This window comes from Neisseria sp. 27098_8_158 (genome assembly GCF_041433145.1).
GTDB lineage: Bacteria > Pseudomonadota > Gammaproteobacteria > Burkholderiales > Neisseriaceae > Neisseria > Neisseria subflava_E.
Genome location: NZ_JAPWAZ010000001.1, coordinates 435,778 through 453,262 on the forward strand (window position 1 = coordinate 435,778; position 17,485 = coordinate 453,262).

Below are 17,485 nucleotides of genomic sequence, written 5' to 3' on the forward strand. Positions count from 1 at the left end.
GCCTTTGTTTTGTCATTTTAAAGTTAAATGAATTATAGGCAACCGGCAAAGTTTTCTGCCGCCAATGGTTCCCTGCCTAGTAAAGCTGCAAAATCAGAATAGTCGGCGCATGAGCCTTGCTTGAGTAGGGAAAAGCTGTCTCGGCTGATAATGCTGTTGCTGAGGATGTTTGCCAACGGCAGTGCTGGCTCAAGCAGGCGTAGGGGAACGGACAGAATACGTTGTGGCGGTTTATGGTGCAGGGTTTGGCGGATGGTGGTCAGGTATTCCGCCAAAGTCAGCGTTTTGCTACCGGTCATATTAATGATGCTATGGTTATTGTCGGTTGGGACGGCTTGGACGGCAAGTTTTGCCAAACCTTCGGCAACATCGGCAAGGTGTACGGGCTGCAAATGAAAGCGACCGGCTTCCGGTAAGGGAAGTAAAGGGAGGCAGGCTAGTTTGATGAATAGCTCGCAACTGCTTCCTCCTCGCCCGTAAACGACGGATGGTCTGGCTATGGCAATCGGTATGCCGTTTTGAGCAATGGCATCATCGCCACGTCCTTTGCTGCCGACAAAGTTGATGGATTGAGATGGATCGGCACCCAGCGCGGATAGTTGCACCCAGCGTTTTATGCCTGCTGCTTTTGCCCATACGGCGAGCTGTTTGGGGGTATGGTGGTGTACGGTTTCGAGTATTTCTGCATGCCTGCTCATAATTCCAATGCAGTTGATGAGGACGTCTTGCCCTTCCAATAAACGGCGTGCGGCGGTTTCATCAGGATGAAGAAAGTCGAAGGCGCGGCGGTCGGGCGTGCAAACTTGGTGACCTTGTTCTTTTAGGATTTGAGCGGTACGGCTACCGATGAAGCCGCTGCCTCCGAAAATGATGATGTTCATGGTTTTTCTTTATGTTGTTACTGAGGCCGTCTGAAAACCTTTAAATCGGTTTCATCACCATCAGGAAGTAAATCACAATAGTGGCGCAAAAGGCAGGATAGCCGAGCAATTCCCAGCGTCTGGCGTAACGCCAGTAGGGCTCCGGAATAGTGTCTGCGTTTTCTTTATGCGCTTTTTCTGCAATCTTGGCCATGCGGATTTGCAGCCAAACAACAGGCAGCCAGCAAATGCCTGAAAAGATGTATAAGGCCAGCGTCATCCATACCCAATTTTGTTCCAGCATAGTGGCAACAGTGTAGCCGCGTTCATACAGCATCCATAAGCCGGACAGGGGTTGGAAAATGACGGCGGGAGTTGTAAACCACCAATCTGCTTTGATGACCCAATGTGAGACGACCGACTGCGCGGCAACTGAACCGCTGCGGTTTGCCCAAAAGAGGTAAAACGCTGTACCAAAACCGGTGCCGACCATTAAGGTAGCCGAGATGATGTGCAGGGTTTTAACAATTAAATAAGTGTTCATTTTTTATCTCCTACGGATTGATACAAGAAAAATAAAGTAGCCATAATCGGCAGGTTTTTTACCAAAGGCGCAAATGGATGTGCCCACATTTCGGGCAGCCCGAAGGCGATAATCAGGCTGTATGCCGCGACGGTTATCAATTGCAGCAGCCATACTGATGAATGGGAACGAAGGCGGCTGAAGCATAAAAAAGCAAAACCAATGTCCAGCAGAGAAGCGGCGATTAATGTAGGCCATTGCAACGGATTGGGAATACCGACCGAATGTAGCAAATCCAATGACATTTCAGGCATGAAAAACAGAGGTTGGGTACCGCTCCAGAGCCATAGCAGCCCCATTGAGTAAGGCAGGTAGGCGGGAGTTGTGTGTGTAGTGTTGCCGGACATATTGGTTTCCTAATTTCATTTTGGTTTGTTTATATTTTAGTCTGTTATTTCTAAAATTTCTGTTAAAAGAGAAATTATAGGGTAAAAAATTTTAGATAGGTTTCTAGATTGTTTCCTTAGGAGGGAAATCCATATCCAGTGATTCAAAATCTACCAAAGAATATCAAGCTTCAGATAAACATGCCCATGCAAGGCTGCCATGAGCATGTTTCCATATCCTAAATAGCATTGGCTATGTTTATTGAGAACAAGTCCATTGCCATCATCGGAAAAATTTTTGTATTCCAGCGCCTATTTTCAAAATTTTTACCATGGTTGAAGTAGAAAGCTTCAGCATTTCATTTGCCCACATGGTCAGCGTACTGATGAAATCATGGGTTTGTCGGATTCGCTGCTTGGCAGTTTCATTTTCCTGACTAAATTCAGGGCTGTCGATCAGGCTTTGCAAAAATTGCCGCGTCGGTTCGATTTCACGCTGCATACGCACTTCTGCAATAGTACGGAACAAAGTCCAGACATCATCCGAAGTTTCAAAATGATCGCGCCTATCGCCCAAGATATGCACGGTATGTACCAATCTCAGGTTTTGCAACTCTTTAATACTGTTGCTGACATTGGAGCGCGCTACGCCGAGCGTTTCGGTAATTTCTTCGGCATTCATCGGCCTGCCCAAGATGTAGAGCAGGGCGTGGATTTGTGCAACGGTACGGTTGACCCCCCATTTGGTACCCATTTCACCCCAATGGAGGATAAATTTTTCAGTGGTCGGATTCAGTTTCATAGTGATGGTATTCTATTTTTATCTTTTATTTCTGTCAATACAGAAATGAAGAAATTTTGGCGTATGAAGTAAAAATGTTCAGACGGCCTTTTAATGCATTTTTCTAAATACATCAATGGTACATCCAACTTTGTCAGCTATTATTTCCTATTAGTAAAAGATATTGTTCGTAAACCGGTATTTTTTGAATAAAAATTTATCCGTACAATCTGCTGGATCAGATAACGAAGAGCAGAACATGAAAAAAATGCCTGTATTGTTTGTTGGGCATGGTAGCCCGATGAATGCATTAGATACAGAGAACCCGTTCAATCAGAATTTCAGCCTAATTACGCAAAAGTTTGCCAAACCAAAAGCCATTTTGATGATTTCAGCGCATTGGTACAGCAGCCGTTTGCAGGTGACATCAGGTAAACACCCTGAAATGATTTACGATTTCTACGGCTTTCCTGAAGAGCTCAGCCAAATGCAATATCCCGCGCCCGGTTCGCCCGAGTTGGCGGAGCAAGTGAAGTCATTATTACAGCCGGAAAATGTCGAGTTGAACCCAACGCGTGGTTTTGATCATGGCGCATGGGCGGTGTTGAAATTTCTCTATCCCGATGCCGATATTCCCGTAGTGCAACTGAGCCTTAACCGTTTGCAATCGGCGGAATGGCATTTCAACTTGGCGAAAAAATTATCTGCTTTACGCGAGCAAGGCGTGCTGATTATCGGCAGCGGCAATATTGTGCATAATCTGAGGGCGATAAGCTGGGAACATATCGATCAAATCGGTGCAGGGTATGACTGGGCGTTTGCGTTCCGCGAAACGGTCAATCAGGCAATTGCAATACGAGATAATGAAACTTTGGTGCATTATGAGCAGCTAGGCGAAAAGGCCGAGCTTTCTGTGCCAACTCCGGATCATTACTTACCGCTGCTGTACATCATGGCATTACGCGAACCGCAAGACGATATTACGTTTTTCAACGATAACCTGATTGCAGGTTCGCTCAGCATGACGTCAGTTTTAGTGGGATAAAAAGGGAAAAATCAGAACAAAACAAACCATTCTTTATTTGTCCGACTCACGTTGCAGATGGTGCTAAGTTGTTTCAGACGGCATTTTATGTCTATATAAAAACCTTAACCTATAATCGGCAAAGATGAGATTAAGTCTGTAAGTTTAGAATGTAAATAATTTGAGTAGTAGATGAGGTTGTATTTTGAAGAGTTTTAAAATTTTAATCATTTTGAAAAGAGAAAAGGCCGTCTGAATTTCAGACGGCCTTTGTGTCGATAGATTATCGATGTACGACTATTTCGATAATAGGTGCAATCTCTTTGTCACGAGAAGCAGGACACTGCTGGAGGAAGCGGCGGCGGGCGCTGATGGTATCTTGCGCGTATTTGTGGTGAATAGAATAGAATCTGTGGAGTGCAGGGTTGCATTCTTTAGGTGGCGTACCCGGAGAAGTCAGGCAGGTAATGGCCTCGCAGGCATATTTTTTATCGCCTGTCAGCAGTTTTCCGGCAATATCTGAAGCGTTGACGGCAGAGGCAGAAAACGGCAATAGAGCTGCGGTTAAAACAAAAATAGATAAATTTTTCATCGTGTCGTACTCGTTAAATAGAATAGGGATTAGAGCGGATATTAAAGGCCATCTAGTCAGCAAAACAGCCGTTATCTATTAAAATTTAGGCATAGAGCAACCTTCGGTAGCAATAATTCTACATTGTAAAGCTCCACTTTTTTGACAGTTCCTTAATGCTTCCGCTTCAGCCATGCCCGGAGAGGTTATACCAAAAAAAGCTGAACCATCTTTTCCTTGAGCAACGGCGATACAGCCATTGCGAACCCAAGCATCAACTTTGCACGGTTTATTTTTTCCACCTCTTTCACAGGTTTTAATAGCCGCTTTTTTTGCTGCGGCAAGTGAATCCATCTCAAGTGCTCCACCTGATATACCTGTTTTAGGATTGATTGCCCATGCTCCATATTTTGAAGGAACTTTGATATTAATAACGTTAGTTTGATTTTGTGTAGAATCACTATTTGAAGATTGAGGCTTACCAACATTATATAAAATTTGTCGGCCTGAACCGTCGATAATCCGACAAGTCCCTGTTGCAGGCTGATATTCTCCGCCACAACCGTTGGCATAAATATTTATGCTAGACAGCCCTAATAGTACTAAAAGCAATTTTTTCATTACAAATCCAATCTTTTATTTTTTCAAATTTAATCTTTGAATGCAGAAATACTAGGCTCGTTTATTCACGATGGTTTATTTACTTCTTTTGTCGAATTGGCCAGGTTGCTTCATGGTATCAGTAGATGTACTTTCTGTCTGGCTGCCTCCAGTTGTCCATAGATTTGATTGAGCAGTTTCGTATTTAGTATTATTGCCAGTATTACCAGCCATATTCTTAACATCATAATTAGCCTGCTGCTGTTGACTATTCATCCCCGGTGGCGTAGCAGGCTGACCGTTTCCCCAGCCCTGAATTGCATTGTATCCGGAGTAGGATGCCATGATACCGTTAAACCACATGCCTGCCATAGGCGGTACGGTAATCAGCAGGGTAGAGAGCATCAGACCCAAGCCCAGCTGCTGGGTAACGGTTTCCATAATGCCGGTAGTGCCGCCTTCACCGATGACGGTTGCCACAAATTTTCCGGCTGCCGCGCCGCCGAATAAGTGGCCCACCAAGTCCATGGAAATCTCCGCCATGACGCCGAGCAAGACGCTGGAGAAGATAGTAGCTAATCCGAAGTATAGCCATTTTTGGAACAGTGGGGCGGTTCTTTTGAATAGGAGGCATAAAATAAAGATAGGTGCGAAAACGACTATCTACACAAAGGCCGTCTGAATATCAGACGGCCTTTGTGTAGATAGATTATCGATGTACGACTATTTCGATAATAGGGGCAATCTCTTTGTCACGGGAAGCAGGACACTGCTGGAGGAAGCGGCGGCGAGCGCTGATGGTGTCTTGCGCGTATTTGTGGTGAATGGAATAGAACCTGTGCAGTGCAGGGTTGCATTCTTTAGGCGGCGTACCCGGAGAAGTCAGGCAGGTAATGGCCTCGCAGGCATATTTTTTATCGCCTGTCAGCAGTTTTCCGGCAATATCTGAAGCGTTGACTACAGGCATAGAAAACGGCAGCAGGGCTGCGGTTAAAACAAAAATGGATAAATTTTTCATCGTGTCGTACTCGTTAAAATAGAATGAGAAATAGAGGAGGGTTTCAAGGGCCGTCTGAACAACAGACGGCTTTGAGTCTATTAGAATTTAGGTAGTGAGCAGCCCTCAGGCGTAGTAATTCTACATTGTACAGCTCCCGAAGCCTGACATTTCCTTAAGGCTGTCGGTTCTGCTTGACCAATAGAGGGTTCTGTTCCATAGAATGTTTTCAGTTTTTTGCCAGATTTTCCTTGAGCAACGGCGATACAGCCGTTCCTGACTGTAGCAAGTACTTTACAAGGTGCATTTCGTCCCCCTTGTTCACAGGCCTTAATAGCACCTTTTTTTGCAATTTCAAGAGATGGGGCATTAATAACATCTGCTGAGAGACCAGTTTTTGCATTAACTGCCCAAGCACCGTATTTTGAAGGAACATTGATATTAACAACCGTTGGTTGATTTTCAACAGAACCATTATTATAAGACTGAGGTGTGCCAACGTTATATAGAATCTGACGACCGGAGCTGTCAATGATGCGACAAGTTCCAGTTGCAGGCTGATACTCTCCACCACAACTATTAGCAAATACATTTAAACTTGCTAAACCTAAGAGAATGAAAACTAATTTTTTCATGATTGCCTCACTTAATTTTTTTATTTAAAGCTTTCGTCATTTTTAATAACAAATAGTAGAAAGTATACTTTTGTCATCTTTACCGGGCTAACCCTTTATCGGATTGTTTAGCAGCTTTGGTAGTATCAGTAGGCTGGTTGGATGCTGAATCATAATTTGTCCTTACCGTATTTTGATTAGAATTGATTTCTTGTGAATCAGTGCTACTAGAAAAATTCTGCATGTTATGATTAATCTTTTGCTGTTGGCTATTCATCCCCGGAGGCGTAGCAGGCTGACCGTTTCCCCAACCCTGCATTGCATTGTATCCAGAGTAGGATGCCATGATACCGTTAAACCACATGCCTGCCATAGGCGGTACGGTAATCAGCAGGGTAGAGAGCATCAGACCCAAGCCCAGCTGCTGGGTAACGGTTTCCATAATGCCGGTAGTGCCGCCTTCACCAATGACGGTTGCCACAAATTTTCCGGCTGCCGCGCCGCCAAATAAGTGGCCCACCAAGTCCATGGAAATCTCCGCCATGACGCCGAGCAAGACGCTGGAGAAGATGGTAGCCAATCCGAAGTATAGCCATTTTTGGAACAGCGGGGCGGTTCTTTTAAACAGGAGGCATAATATAAAGATGGGCGCGAAACCAACTATTTACAAAAGGCCGTCTGAATTTCAGACGGCCTTTGTGTAGATAGATTATCGATGTACGACTATTTCGATAATAGGGGCAATCTCTTTGTCACGGGAAGCAGGACACTGCTGGAGGAAGCGGCGGCGAGCGCTGATGGTGTCTTGCGCGTATTTGTGGTGAATGGAATAGAACCTGTGCAGTGCAGGGTTGCATTCTTTAGGCGGCGTACCCGGAGAAGTCAGGCAGGTAATGGCCTCGCAGGCATATTTTTTATCGCCTGTCAGCAGTTTTCCGGCAATATCTGAAGCGTTGACGGCAGAGGCAGAAAACGGCAGCATAGCCGCGGTTAAAACAAAAATGGATAAGTGTTTCATCGTGTCGTACTCGTTAAAATTAAATTGGTAATTAGAGGAGGATATCAAGAGCCATCTGAAAATAGACGGCTTTGGGTCTATTAGAATTTAGGCATAGAGCAACCTTCGGGAGTTGTAATTTTACATTGAATTCCACCTGAAGCTTGGCATTTCCTCAATGCTTCCACTTCAGCAAGACCAGGGTCGTTTATACCGAAAAAAAGTCTACCATCTTTTCTTTGGGCAGCTGCAATACAGCCATTACGAACCCAAGCACCAATTTTACACGGTTTATTTTTTCCACCTTGTTCGCAGGTTTTAATGGCTTGTTTTTTTGCTGCAGCGAGTGAATCCATATCGAGCGCGCCACCTGATATACCTGTTTTAGGATTGATTGCCCATGCTCCGTATTTTGAAGGTACTTTAATATGAACAATTTCCGTAGGTTGATTTCGTTGATGTTGACGAGATGATGCACAGTTGGGATTATAGCCGTATTGACATAAGCCAGGGTCATTTTGCAATGCACCTCTAGTCGCATCGTAGGTAGGATTAGCGGCACAGATATTAAGGTTTATTAACCCTAATAACATAAAAAGTAATTTTCTCATTTCATTTCCAATCTATTATTTAAATCTTTAATTCGTGAAATACTAGGATTTGTTATCTCCCTTACGAGGTTGCTCAGCCAGTTTCATTGCATCTGTAGTTGTACTTCCTGACTGGCTTCCACCCATTGTCCATGTGTGTTGATTAGTATTTGCATCCAACTTCTCAACATTATTCGTAACTCTATTCTGTACATCGTAGCTAGCCCGCTGACTTGCCCCACCATCCAAATGCGGCGGAACTTCTTGGCGATTTCCATTTCCATTGCCGATAACTGAGTAGGCGCTGAAGCTACCCATCACACCGTTAAACCACATACCTGCCATAGGCGGTACGGTAATCAGTAGGGTGGAGAGCATCAAACCCAAGCCCAGCTGCTGGGTAACGGTTTCCATAATGCCGGTTGTGCCTCCTTCGCCGATGACGGTTGCCACAAATTTGCCGGCTGCCGCGCCGCCGAATAAGTGGCCCACCAAGTCCATGGAAATCTCCGCCATGACGCCGAGCAAGACGCTGGAGAAGATAGTAGCTAATCCGAAGTATAGCCATTTTTGGAACAGCGGGGCGGTTCTTTTGAACAGGAGGCACAAAATAAAGATAGGCGCGAAACCGACAAACAGGGAAATCGCGATACGGTACATGATGAGCATGGTGCCCGCCACGATGGCAGGACCTGCCGTACCTACCCCGGCAAACCATTTGGCTTCGGAAAGCTTATCTTCCAGATGGTCGTCATCTGCGGTATCAATGGCAGAAAGGCCGGATAGGACAAGTTGAGTGGTTTTCAGGTTCAAGTCGATTTTACAGCCGGTAATATAGGAGGTCTGTTCGGTCAGACACTCGCTGCCGAAATCGTTATTGCCATGCATAACTTGACTGATGCCATTGGCAAGATCATCAGTCAATACACGGACGCTAAAGCTACTGCCTAAGGAGACCCCAAGTGCAATGGCAATAACAACATAGTTTTTACCAAGGTTAAAAATAAATCCTTTGAGGCCTTCCTGACTCCGACCTGTTACGATCAGATAGCCCTGAACCATAATCCATAATGTCAGCAATGCCAAAACCATTGTAAGGGCGAGGTTTAAGTTTTTAGATAAGACTACTTCGGTAAAGTAGCCGATTCGCGCATAAAGATAGTCGCGAATGCCGGTATAAAGGAGTAAATCCATCATAATGAGATGAGCTTTCGATTAATTTTTGTAAAACGATGAGATGATCGATTTGTTTGGGCCGTCTGAAACCGATCCGGTTCAGACGGCCTTATACTCAATTGGGTTTATAAATCGGTTTGGTTTTGCTTTCGATTTCTTTTCTATCATCAACTACGTCTTTTGCTTTTTTTCTAAAGCGATTCGTAGCTTCAGTCAGTTTACCGTATGTAACTCCTTTAGTGATGTTTTTGTTCAAACTGCTGCCGGTAAGCTGTTCTTTGGTCAGCATTTTGCGCATTGAGTTGTAGTATTCAATCTCTTTATCTAGGGTGTCAAGATTATTTTTGTACTGATAATATTTAGCCATTACGGCGTTTACTTGGATCTGTACGTTATTTTCGGCAGTCTCAGCCTTACCTGCCTGATTTGAGAAACTGAATCCAGGCATACCCGATATACCACCAAGAGCGTCTTTTTCTTTGGCCATTCTACCTTGAGAGGAGACTTTGCCGTTGATTCTTTTGAAATCACCTTTGATTTCTTCATCGATTGTAACTAACAAGTTGTACTTTTCTTCTTCCAGTTTAGTAATTTGTAGACAAAGTGTACCTGAAGCAGGGTTGTCACGTTGTATTGCTCTACATTTTTTTTTGCGTCGTTCAAACATACTCTTTACTTGAGTAGATTGTTTGACATTTGTATTTGCTCCACTAACATTGTCTAAGTATCCTCGAGACACACTGTCAAATCGAGCTTTCCAGTTCATCAATTGCTGTATCGCGTTGGTCATCGCTGCTCCATCAAATACCGGAATACCTGTTGCCGTTACGGATGTATTTCCCAGCATTCCTGCGCACACTAAAACTGCTGCCAGTTTTCTCATTGTGTTTTTCATTTGCTTACAATCTTTCTTAAATTAAATTATTTAAACGTATCCAAGTTTTTTTGTTTTTCAGTAAGGATCATCTGAAATACTTGCTGCTTTCAGACGACCTTTGAGTTTATTCGTCTATACGACTAATCCGCGTTGCGCATCACATTGGCGCTTGCTTTCTTACCAGAACCCTTACGTTCATCGTAGAAGGTCTGTAACCAATCCTCCGGTCTTACCGCATCAATGCCGACACCTAAACGTTCAGCTGTTTTCTTAATGATGCCGTCCATGATGTCGATGTTGTCGGTACTGGCGGAGATGACTGCCAATTCATCGTCAAATCCGCGCAGGTTGAGCTGGCATACTGCGGAAGCATGGCCCTGTTTGACCAAGAAGCAGCGGCTGCGCTCGTCCAGGCTTTTAATCACTTGGAACTCTGAGTCGGTCAGCTTCAGTCCATCAATGTAGTCTTTTTTATCTGCATTCGGATTTGGCAGCAGTATCATGGTAGCTGTCTGCTCAATCAGTGCGGCGGAAATATCGCTTTTGAGGGCGTCTTCCGGAGACTGGGTGGCAAAGATACCCATACCGTTTTGCTTACGGATGGTTTTTTGTTTGTTTTTGGCAAACTCTTTCAAGCCGCCTTCGCCATCAAGGATTTTCCAGAATTCATCCATGATGTAGATGAAGCGGCGACCATCGATAAGCTCTTCCATTCGATGGATAAGATAACCGATGACTGGATCGCGTACCTGTGGGTTTTCAATCACGTCGGTGTAGTCGAAGCCGATGATGTTGGCACCACTGAAGTCGATTTTGTCCTGAGGGTTATCAAAGACCCAGCCGAGACTGTTTCCTCTAGTCCATTTGCGGATATTGGCATAGAGGGAATCGTCGCCGGTATTGGGCAGCGATTTTTGGAAGTTGGAAATACTGCGCAGTGCCATTGGGGTATCAAGCATGGCTCGAACGGCGCGCAGGACATCGTCGTCTTCTGCTGCTGAATAGTGCGCCTTGCCACCTAACTGCTTCATAAGGCCACAGAGGAATTGGACATTTGCCTCTGTATTTTCGCATTGGAAGGGGTTAAAGCCGGTCGGCTGACCGCTTTCCAGCGCCATATAAGCACCGCCGCAAGCTCTGACGAAGATCTCGGCACCACGGTCTTTATCGAAGAAGAAGATAGTGGGTTTGGGATCGTATTTTTGTACCTGGCTGAGGAGGAAGTTGATAAGTGCTGTTTTACCGGTACCGGACTTACCGATAACCATGGTGTTGGCAATGGCTTTTTCACCTTCGGAATCTTCACCTTCAAGGGTTGCATGGAAGTTGAAGTAGTAGGGCTGACCATTGGTTGTTTGAAGAACGGTAACGCATTGCCCCCACGGGTTGCCCTCACGTTTGCCTGTGGCAAAGTTGTGGAGGGGGCAAAGACCCAAGAAATTTAACGATGAGAGGTTGGCAATGCGGGTGCGGTAGTTCCAGTTGCCCGGAAGTTGGGCATAATATGCGGAGCAGACGGCCAAGTCTTCTTTAGTCGTTACAAAACCGGCGTTGGAAAGCTCTGCTCGGGCAGCGGCAATGTTTTGGGAAAGCTGCTCTTGGCTGTCGGCGTAAATAGCAAGGCTGAAATGGTAGCCGCCAAGAACAAAATTGCCAGATGCGAGCTGGTCCATTGCATGGTCGAGTTCTGCAATTTGGGTAAATGATTTGTCGCCGGAAGAGATCATCATGCCACGAGTGCGCTCGAGGGTTTTCATAGCATCGTATCGGCTCATTGGGCTGAAGCTATGGGTGATGACGTATTCAACATCCAAATATTTGAGACCATTCAGTATCCCAGGGTAGGTGCCATCAGGATATTCTTTAAGGTTGAGTATGGCACCGTAGTGGTTTTTACCCTCGGGAGTACGGACGATATAGTCGCCGGTTTTGGAAGAAAAGAGATGTCGACTAAGGGGTAAGTAGTTGTAAACTGGGGCTGGTAGTACGGGAACTGGCTCGTTAACGCGGTTAAGGATGTAACCGAAAAGTTCGAGGGTTTCAGAGAATACAGTTCCGTTTTTACCTTCATACATACCAAGTCGGTATGGATGGTAGTCTTTGAGAACAGCCTCAAGGTTGGTTGCTAATTCGTTAAGTGTACCAATAGCTTGTTCCTGCTCGGCTTTGAGACGATCGATATTACCCGATTTATCAACGAATTTTTTGCCATCAACAACTGGGCGATAGATCATGGTCAAGTAAAGCTCGTTATTCATGAGCTTTTCTTGGGAGAGTCGAGAGAAATAACGATCAGAGAGGCTTTGGTTGAAAGACTCTTGAAATTCAGGACGTAAATCGATACTACGATGACGTCGAATGTCATGTACCCAAAAGGCGACATTTACGTAGTCGGGTGCACGCAGGGATTGGAGCAGACGGTTAAATGTATTGTGCTTGTGCTCAAGCTCCCATTCTTCACGACCTACGAAGGGAAGGCCAGATAGATGCCATGTTGTCAGGTAATCTCCACCAGTGGTTTTGACAATGGTTGGAGAGACATGAGTGGAGAGGGATACGAATTGACTGATTGATGCGTCAGGAGTAAACATTTTATTTGTTTTTTGTGTTGGAATTGTCCGACAGACAAAAGCATCTGTCGGACGTGTTGTTGTCATTGTTTGGGAGGATTGTTGCGGTACTCGTTAGGCGAGAAGCACCATGTGTCAGGAAACTCTTCTCGATTTCTGGCTTTAAGCCTGAATTTCAGGCGTAAGCCTAGAAAACGAAAAATCATGTCATCTCGCTTGGCCATCTGCCTCATAATCAGAATGATGAATGGGATGGTTAGCAAAAAAAACAAATTGAAGTACATTCCCATTAATAATCCTGAGCCAGCTCCTATAAAGAAAGGTATATAGGGGACGCCGAGAAAGGTTGCCGGACGTGTACATCCTCGAAAAACGATGTTTTTTTGCATAATGAATAATTATGCGAAGAATTGCAATACTTGCATCATTGCTGAAGTTGTAGCTGCAGAGCAGGAGTCCGCATTACCAACCAGCATTTTTGCGATTTGACCAGCCGCACCAATCAACACACCACCAATTAAAATAGGTGCGACGTCGGAAATGCGTTTGTGCGCAAAAGCAATTTGGTAACCGGCAAAAATAATGGCGATGGTTACAACAGCAACGGACATTAAATTCAATACGGTATGGATGTTTTTAATGAATTTACAGGCACCACCAGAAGCTGAAGTAAAATCATCAGCAGCCATACCTACAGTCGGTGCTAAAAATGCTGCAGCAACAAATGCTGCTGTAGCAACGTTTTCAGCGGTAAAGCGGGACTTTTTTTGAATCTGAGTGTTTTTCATTTGAAATTTCCTATGTTTATTACAGGTTGATGTGGAAAAAAACTATCTAAAAGACTGCTGCGCTATCTTTATAAGTATTGCTTTTCGCTTGTGCAGTACTATTATCTTGCAAGGAATGTTGGCTTTTAGAGACAGTGGCCGAGTATGATTGTGGATTAGCGGTAACTGTCAAATTTGGGCGGTTAGCTTGTTGTGCTGGTATTTGGCCCATAGGACGAGGGGTGTTCACAGTATTGCTGATGACTGGAATGGCATTTTGTGGGATTGCTCTCCCTTTCCCCATAGATGAAAAAATTTTTTGCACATATCCATGTTTATAACCGGTTACAAAGTTACCGGAATAATAACAGCTGAAAGATTTACCCCAGTCTTTTGCACGATTGTAGCATTCTCGCAATATATGCGAACCTGCCTTGACGTTTGGGCACACTTGGAATGCATGTTCGTAGGAATGCAACCCGTATTTTTTTAAATTGTATCGGTTAACTTGAGCTAATCCTAAGGAGAAGTTAAATCCTTTTTGTTCCAACATTTTAGCAGTAGCAACTGCTTCAGCCAAATTTTTAGGCTGTCTTTGTAAGCGTCCGCCTACAACACCTATAGCGTATGGGTTGCCTGAGGATTCAACTCTCACGACATGATGCATAATATCATGCGGGACAGCTAAGTCGGCGCAGGAAAAAAACATGATGTTGAGATGAAAATATGAATTTGTATTGACGTGAAATTTAGCACAGATTAAAATAATTAACAAGATTTTAACCAATAAAAATAACCAAACATGAATTGTCTTTTCTTCATTTTTAATTAAGATGCTTTGGTTGTAACTTAAGTTATTTTATAAGGTACTATGTATGTTTCTTTTAAGAACGCTGTTACTGTCTGCTAGTGTGGGCGCGCTAATGGCAGGTTGTGCAAATCAGTCTGCTCCAGATTTCCCAAGTTCATGGAAGCCATTAAATGAACTACCTGATCAGGTAACTGAGATTCCTCTTGTCAAACCTCATGTTTATCAAGTGACACGACTTGATACAACTGTAAAAGGTTTGTTGGAGCGTTGGGGAGAAGAGGCAAAGATGCCTGTTGTTTATGACTATACGCTTGATTTTACTTTGTATAAGAAAGTATCAACAATACGAAATACCGATCTTGATAATGCCTTAAGTGAATTATCTAAACTTTATGAAGATAAAGGGATGGTTTTCTATGTGCAAAATGGTGTCATTATGGCGCATAAGAGAATGGATGTTGCTGTGAAAAACAGTGGAAAGAAAAAACATGAGAGATCAGCAAAAGCTGATGTAAAAACTCAAGATTAAAATGGAAACATATGTTCAAATCAAGTAAAAATACTACTGATGGCAATATCCAAAAGGCTGTAAAAAGATCTTTGGATTTTGAAACGACCTTGGTTGATATCCGCAAAAAAAGTGAGAAAAGGGCATGGATTGTTGCCGGTATTTCTACCTTCTCTTCTTTGTGTCTGCTTGGCGGATTATTTTATATTTTGCCGCTGAAAGAAAAAGAACCTTATCTTGTTATGGCTGATGTCTATACGGGACAAGCTACTGTTGCTAAACTAGCCGGCGATTGGAATAATTTAGATATTACTAAAAATGAAGCAGTAAATAAGAGTAATATTTCCCACTTTATTATTGCTAGAGAATCTTTTGATAGTCAGATTATTTATGATAATGACTGGGCTACAGTTTATTCTATGTCGGTTGCAGGGGTATCTGACAGCTATCGCAATCTGATGAATAAAAGTAACCCGAATAGCCCATTTAATCTTTATGGGTCTGCTCAGTCAATTCGCGTTAAAATTTTGAGTATCGTCCTTAATAATAGTGGAAAGGCCGATGGTCGCGATGCTAGCGCAACAGTAAGATTCCAAAGATTTTTATTAAATAAGGGTACTGGCATATCAAGATTTATGGATAGCAATGTTGCTACTCTGACCTATACTTATAATAGCAATTTGAAGATGGATGAAAAGTATAGGTTAAAAAATCCCCTGGGATTCCAGGTATTGTCTTATCGTGTTGATCCTGATGCTAGTGAATCACCTGTTCAAGATTTATCTTCAGATTATCTTTCAGCAGGAACATCATCTGAAAGCCAAGCTCAGCAACAAGTACAAAGTGTACCTCAGCCCCAGTTAGAAGCTCCTACATCTGTAGATAATGATGTTCCTAATGCTTCTCCTATATCTGTTGAAAGTGGAAATCAATAATGTTAAGAAAAATGTTTTTAGTAACAGCAGCATCGTGTTTGTTGCAAGGAAGCGTCTATGCTGCAGCTATTCAAGAGTATACGTTTCAAGAAAATACAACTTATCCCGTTCATACGGCACAAGGCGTAGTCACACAAATTGAACTTGACTCTCGTGAAAAGGTTAAAGATTTTGGTGCGGGCCTAAGTGGTGGATGGGATTTGGTACGTAGAGAAAATGTGTTTTATCTGCGTCCAAAGGCTGATGCAGTTGATACTAATCTTATTGTTCGTACTCAGGCTCACCAATATATTTTTGAGCTTAAGGTTATGAAAAATGTTGTTGGTAATTTAGCAGAAGCTTCAGACAAAGGGGTGAATTATCAAGTTAAATTCAGATATCCCGATTCTACGGATTTCAGTCTTCGTGCTAGTACTTTGGCTGGTTATAGCCTGAAATATGATTCTTCTAAAATCTATAATACTAATTATGATGTGGCTGCAAATGAAAAATCTCGTTGGCTAGTTCCTTTAAAAGTCTATGATGATGGCAGATTTACCTATGTCCACTTGAATAAGGGCAAGTTCACAGGTGATTTTCCTGCTGTTTATGGCAGAAAATCAGAGAAAGGAGCTGAGTTTGTCTTAAACAGTAATGTTGAAGGTAATGTAGTTATTGTCCATGGGACTTATCCATTCTTAGTTTTGAGACATGGAAATGATGTAGTTGGATTAAAAAGGAATTAAGAATGTCTGATAAGCTAAATAATGAACATCAAAAAGATAGTGAATCATCACAAAATTTATATTCAAGCCAATACGAACAAGAACAATTGGCGGGACTTGAGGAGAATGCTCCTCAACTAAATGCTCCTGTTGATCGCACAGTCAACAAAAAAGCTATTGCGTTTATTGTAGCTGCAGGTTTTGGGTTAGCTGGGCTAGGGGCATTTGCCTATCATCAATTTAGTGGTTCTGATGAAGCTCCCCCTCCAGAACGTCCTCAGGTAGTTACTGTACCAGATTTACCTGCTCCGGAGCCTCAAGTTACTGAGATACCTCCAGTTGACTTAGTGGAAGAGCAGAAGCCTGATCCAGAGAGTTCTAAAACTACCGAATCTGTTAAGCCACCAATAGAAATATCATCTCCACCGATAGTAGAGACCCCTCCGCCTATAATTCCTAATATTCCCGTGCAGCCTGTGGATATGTCTGCCAACACGGATTCTAAATTTGTTGAAGATGGGGAGGCTGCTCAGAAAGAGTCGGGAGCAAGCATAGCTCAAGCTAATGCTGTTCGTTATATGCATAACAGGGATAAATTACTTTTACAGGGTACTTATTTACGCTGCGTATTAGAAACTAAAATTGTTTCTGAAGTAAAAGGATTTACATCTTGTATTATCACTGAGCCTGTATATTCTGCCAGTGGAAAATATCTCTTGTTACCGAAAGGTTCGAAAGTAATGGGACAATATGGTTCCAGTAATCCTACTGGTCCGCGAATGGAGGTTATTTGGAATCGAATCATAACACCAGAAGGCGTTGATGTAACACTGGAATCTCCTGGAGTAGATAATCTTGGTGCAGCTGGCCATGTTGGTAAATTTAAGTCTCATTGGGGATCACGTTTGGCATCAGCTTTATTGATTAGTATGATTTCTGATGCTTTTAAATATGCTGCTACTGAATATGGCCCACAAGGACAAACGGTTACAACCAACACATCAACTACCACGAATCCTTACCAGAGTGATACAGCCAATACATTGAAGCAACAGGCTATCAATCAACTTGAGCGAAATAATGCTCGTCCCAATACAGTAACGATCAATCAAGGGACCTTGATTAATATTTATACTGCCCAGGACATTGATTTCAGTTCGGTTATGCAGTAATTTTAAGGGCCGTCTGTTTTTT

At 43.3% G+C, this 17,485-nt stretch carries 23 protein-coding genes; 5 read left to right on the plus strand and 18 right to left on the minus strand.

Annotated elements, in window-relative coordinates:
• Nucleotides 1-32: 32 nt before the first annotated feature.
• From O3681_RS02100 to O3681_RS02115, 4 genes are all read right to left on the minus strand, one after another.
• On the minus strand, nt 33-881 hold the full coding sequence (locus O3681_RS02100; RefSeq protein ID WP_371459164.1) for an NAD-dependent epimerase/dehydratase family protein: 849 nt from the start codon (nt 879-881) through the stop codon (nt 33-35).
• Between the two features lie 40 nt (nt 882-921).
• On the minus strand, nt 922-1,404 hold the full coding sequence (locus tag O3681_RS02105; protein ID WP_063075737.1) for a DUF2269 domain-containing protein: 483 nt from the start codon (nt 1,402-1,404) through the stop codon (nt 922-924).
• Complete coding sequence (locus O3681_RS02110) at nt 1,401-1,790, minus strand: DoxX-like family protein (protein ID WP_371459165.1); 390 nt, start codon at nt 1,788-1,790, stop codon at nt 1,401-1,403. Before O3681_RS02110 ends, O3681_RS02105 begins: the two co-directional genes overlap by 4 nt.
• A 262-nt stretch (nt 1,791-2,052) precedes the next feature.
• The gene (locus O3681_RS02115; protein ID WP_295848586.1) at nt 2,053-2,571 is read right to left on the minus strand and encodes a GbsR/MarR family transcriptional regulator; all 519 of its coding nucleotides are present in this window, start codon (nt 2,569-2,571) and stop codon (nt 2,053-2,055) included.
• Between the two features lie 238 nt (nt 2,572-2,809).
• Between O3681_RS02115 and ygiD the strand changes: the two genes are divergently transcribed.
• The gene (ygiD, locus tag O3681_RS02120; RefSeq protein ID WP_371459166.1) at nt 2,810-3,595 is read left to right on the plus strand and encodes a 4,5-DOPA dioxygenase extradiol; all 786 of its coding nucleotides are present in this window, start codon (nt 2,810-2,812) and stop codon (nt 3,593-3,595) included.
• A gap of 262 nt (nt 3,596-3,857) precedes the next feature.
• Here ygiD and O3681_RS02125 read toward each other — a convergent pair whose 3' ends face one another.
• The 14 genes from O3681_RS02125 to O3681_RS02190 all read right to left on the minus strand — a co-directional run bounded on the left by O3681_RS02125 (nt 3,858) and on the right by O3681_RS02190 (nt 14,108).
• Complete coding sequence (locus O3681_RS02125) at nt 3,858-4,166, minus strand: TrbM/KikA/MpfK family conjugal transfer protein (RefSeq protein WP_063075743.1); 309 nt, start codon at nt 4,164-4,166, stop codon at nt 3,858-3,860.
• A 78-nt stretch (nt 4,167-4,244) separates the two neighbouring features.
• Nucleotides 4,245-4,766 (minus strand): DUF4189 domain-containing protein, encoded by a 522-nt coding sequence (locus O3681_RS02130; RefSeq protein WP_371459167.1) that lies wholly within the window; start codon nt 4,764-4,766, stop codon nt 4,245-4,247.
• Between the two features lie 75 nt (nt 4,767-4,841).
• A complete protein-coding gene (locus tag O3681_RS02135; RefSeq protein ID WP_371459469.1) occupies nt 4,842-5,408 on the minus strand; it encodes a type IV secretion system protein in 567 nt (188 codons plus the stop codon).
• A 46-nt stretch (nt 5,409-5,454) separates the two neighbouring features.
• Nucleotides 5,455-5,763 (minus strand): TrbM/KikA/MpfK family conjugal transfer protein, encoded by a 309-nt coding sequence (locus O3681_RS02140; RefSeq protein ID WP_107723239.1) that lies wholly within the window; start codon nt 5,761-5,763, stop codon nt 5,455-5,457.
• Nucleotides 5,764-5,843: 80 nt separating this feature from the next.
• Nucleotides 5,844-6,377 (minus strand): DUF4189 domain-containing protein, encoded by a 534-nt coding sequence (locus tag O3681_RS02145; protein ID WP_371459168.1) that lies wholly within the window; start codon nt 6,375-6,377, stop codon nt 5,844-5,846.
• A gap of 79 nt (nt 6,378-6,456) precedes the next feature.
• Entirely contained in the window at nt 6,457-7,020 is a 564-nt protein-coding gene (locus O3681_RS02150) for a type IV secretion system protein (RefSeq protein WP_371459470.1), read from the minus strand.
• A 45-nt stretch (nt 7,021-7,065) separates the two neighbouring features.
• Complete coding sequence (locus O3681_RS02155) at nt 7,066-7,374, minus strand: TrbM/KikA/MpfK family conjugal transfer protein (RefSeq protein WP_314512430.1); 309 nt, start codon at nt 7,372-7,374, stop codon at nt 7,066-7,068.
• Between the two features lie 80 nt (nt 7,375-7,454).
• Nucleotides 7,455-7,964 carry a DUF4189 domain-containing protein gene (locus tag O3681_RS02160; RefSeq protein WP_314512428.1) on the minus strand — a complete coding sequence of 170 codons (510 nt, stop codon included), beginning with the start codon at nt 7,962-7,964 and terminating at the stop codon, nt 7,455-7,457.
• Nucleotides 7,965-8,006: 42 nt separating this feature from the next.
• The gene (locus O3681_RS02165) at nt 8,007-9,140 is read right to left on the minus strand and encodes a type IV secretion system protein (RefSeq protein ID WP_371459169.1); all 1,134 of its coding nucleotides are present in this window, start codon (nt 9,138-9,140) and stop codon (nt 8,007-8,009) included.
• Between the two features lie 94 nt (nt 9,141-9,234).
• Nucleotides 9,235-10,002 (minus strand): hypothetical protein, encoded by a 768-nt coding sequence (locus O3681_RS02170; protein ID WP_371459170.1) that lies wholly within the window; start codon nt 10,000-10,002, stop codon nt 9,235-9,237.
• A 134-nt stretch (nt 10,003-10,136) separates the two neighbouring features.
• Nucleotides 10,137-12,653: a VirB4 family type IV secretion/conjugal transfer ATPase gene (locus O3681_RS02175; protein ID WP_371459171.1), complete on the minus strand. Its 2,517-nt coding sequence runs from the start codon at nt 12,651-12,653 to the stop codon at nt 10,137-10,139.
• Nucleotides 12,650-12,955, minus strand: a complete 306-nt coding sequence (locus O3681_RS02180; protein WP_036472428.1) for a type IV secretion system protein VirB3 — start codon at nt 12,953-12,955, stop codon at nt 12,650-12,652. Before O3681_RS02180 ends, O3681_RS02175 begins: the two co-directional genes overlap by 4 nt.
• Before the next feature lie 9 nt (nt 12,956-12,964).
• Nucleotides 12,965-13,354 (minus strand): TrbC/VirB2 family protein, encoded by a 390-nt coding sequence (locus O3681_RS02185; RefSeq protein WP_314512421.1) that lies wholly within the window; start codon nt 13,352-13,354, stop codon nt 12,965-12,967.
• A 46-nt stretch (nt 13,355-13,400) separates the two neighbouring features.
• Nucleotides 13,401-14,108 (minus strand): lytic transglycosylase domain-containing protein, encoded by a 708-nt coding sequence (locus O3681_RS02190; protein ID WP_371459172.1) that lies wholly within the window; start codon nt 14,106-14,108, stop codon nt 13,401-13,403.
• Nucleotides 14,109-14,208: 100 nt separating this feature from the next.
• Between O3681_RS02190 and O3681_RS02195 the strand changes: the two genes are divergently transcribed.
• From O3681_RS02195 to O3681_RS02210, 4 genes are read left to right on the plus strand one after another with little or no spacing between them, the layout of a single operon-like run.
• Nucleotides 14,209-14,673 (plus strand): hypothetical protein, encoded by a 465-nt coding sequence (locus O3681_RS02195; protein ID WP_063075750.1) that lies wholly within the window; start codon nt 14,209-14,211, stop codon nt 14,671-14,673.
• 11 nt (nt 14,674-14,684) lie between these two features.
• Nucleotides 14,685-15,587 (plus strand): virB8 family protein, encoded by a 903-nt coding sequence (locus O3681_RS02200; protein ID WP_107723252.1) that lies wholly within the window; start codon nt 14,685-14,687, stop codon nt 15,585-15,587.
• Nucleotides 15,587-16,312: a TrbG/VirB9 family P-type conjugative transfer protein gene (locus O3681_RS02205; protein ID WP_371459173.1), complete on the plus strand. Its 726-nt coding sequence runs from the start codon at nt 15,587-15,589 to the stop codon at nt 16,310-16,312. Before O3681_RS02200 ends, O3681_RS02205 begins: the two co-directional genes overlap by 1 nt.
• Before the next feature lie 2 nt (nt 16,313-16,314).
• Nucleotides 16,315-17,463, plus strand: coding sequence for a TrbI/VirB10 family protein (locus tag O3681_RS02210; RefSeq protein ID WP_371459174.1), 1,149 nt, complete (start codon nt 16,315-16,317; stop codon nt 17,461-17,463).
• Nucleotides 17,464-17,485: the final 22 nt, after the last annotated feature.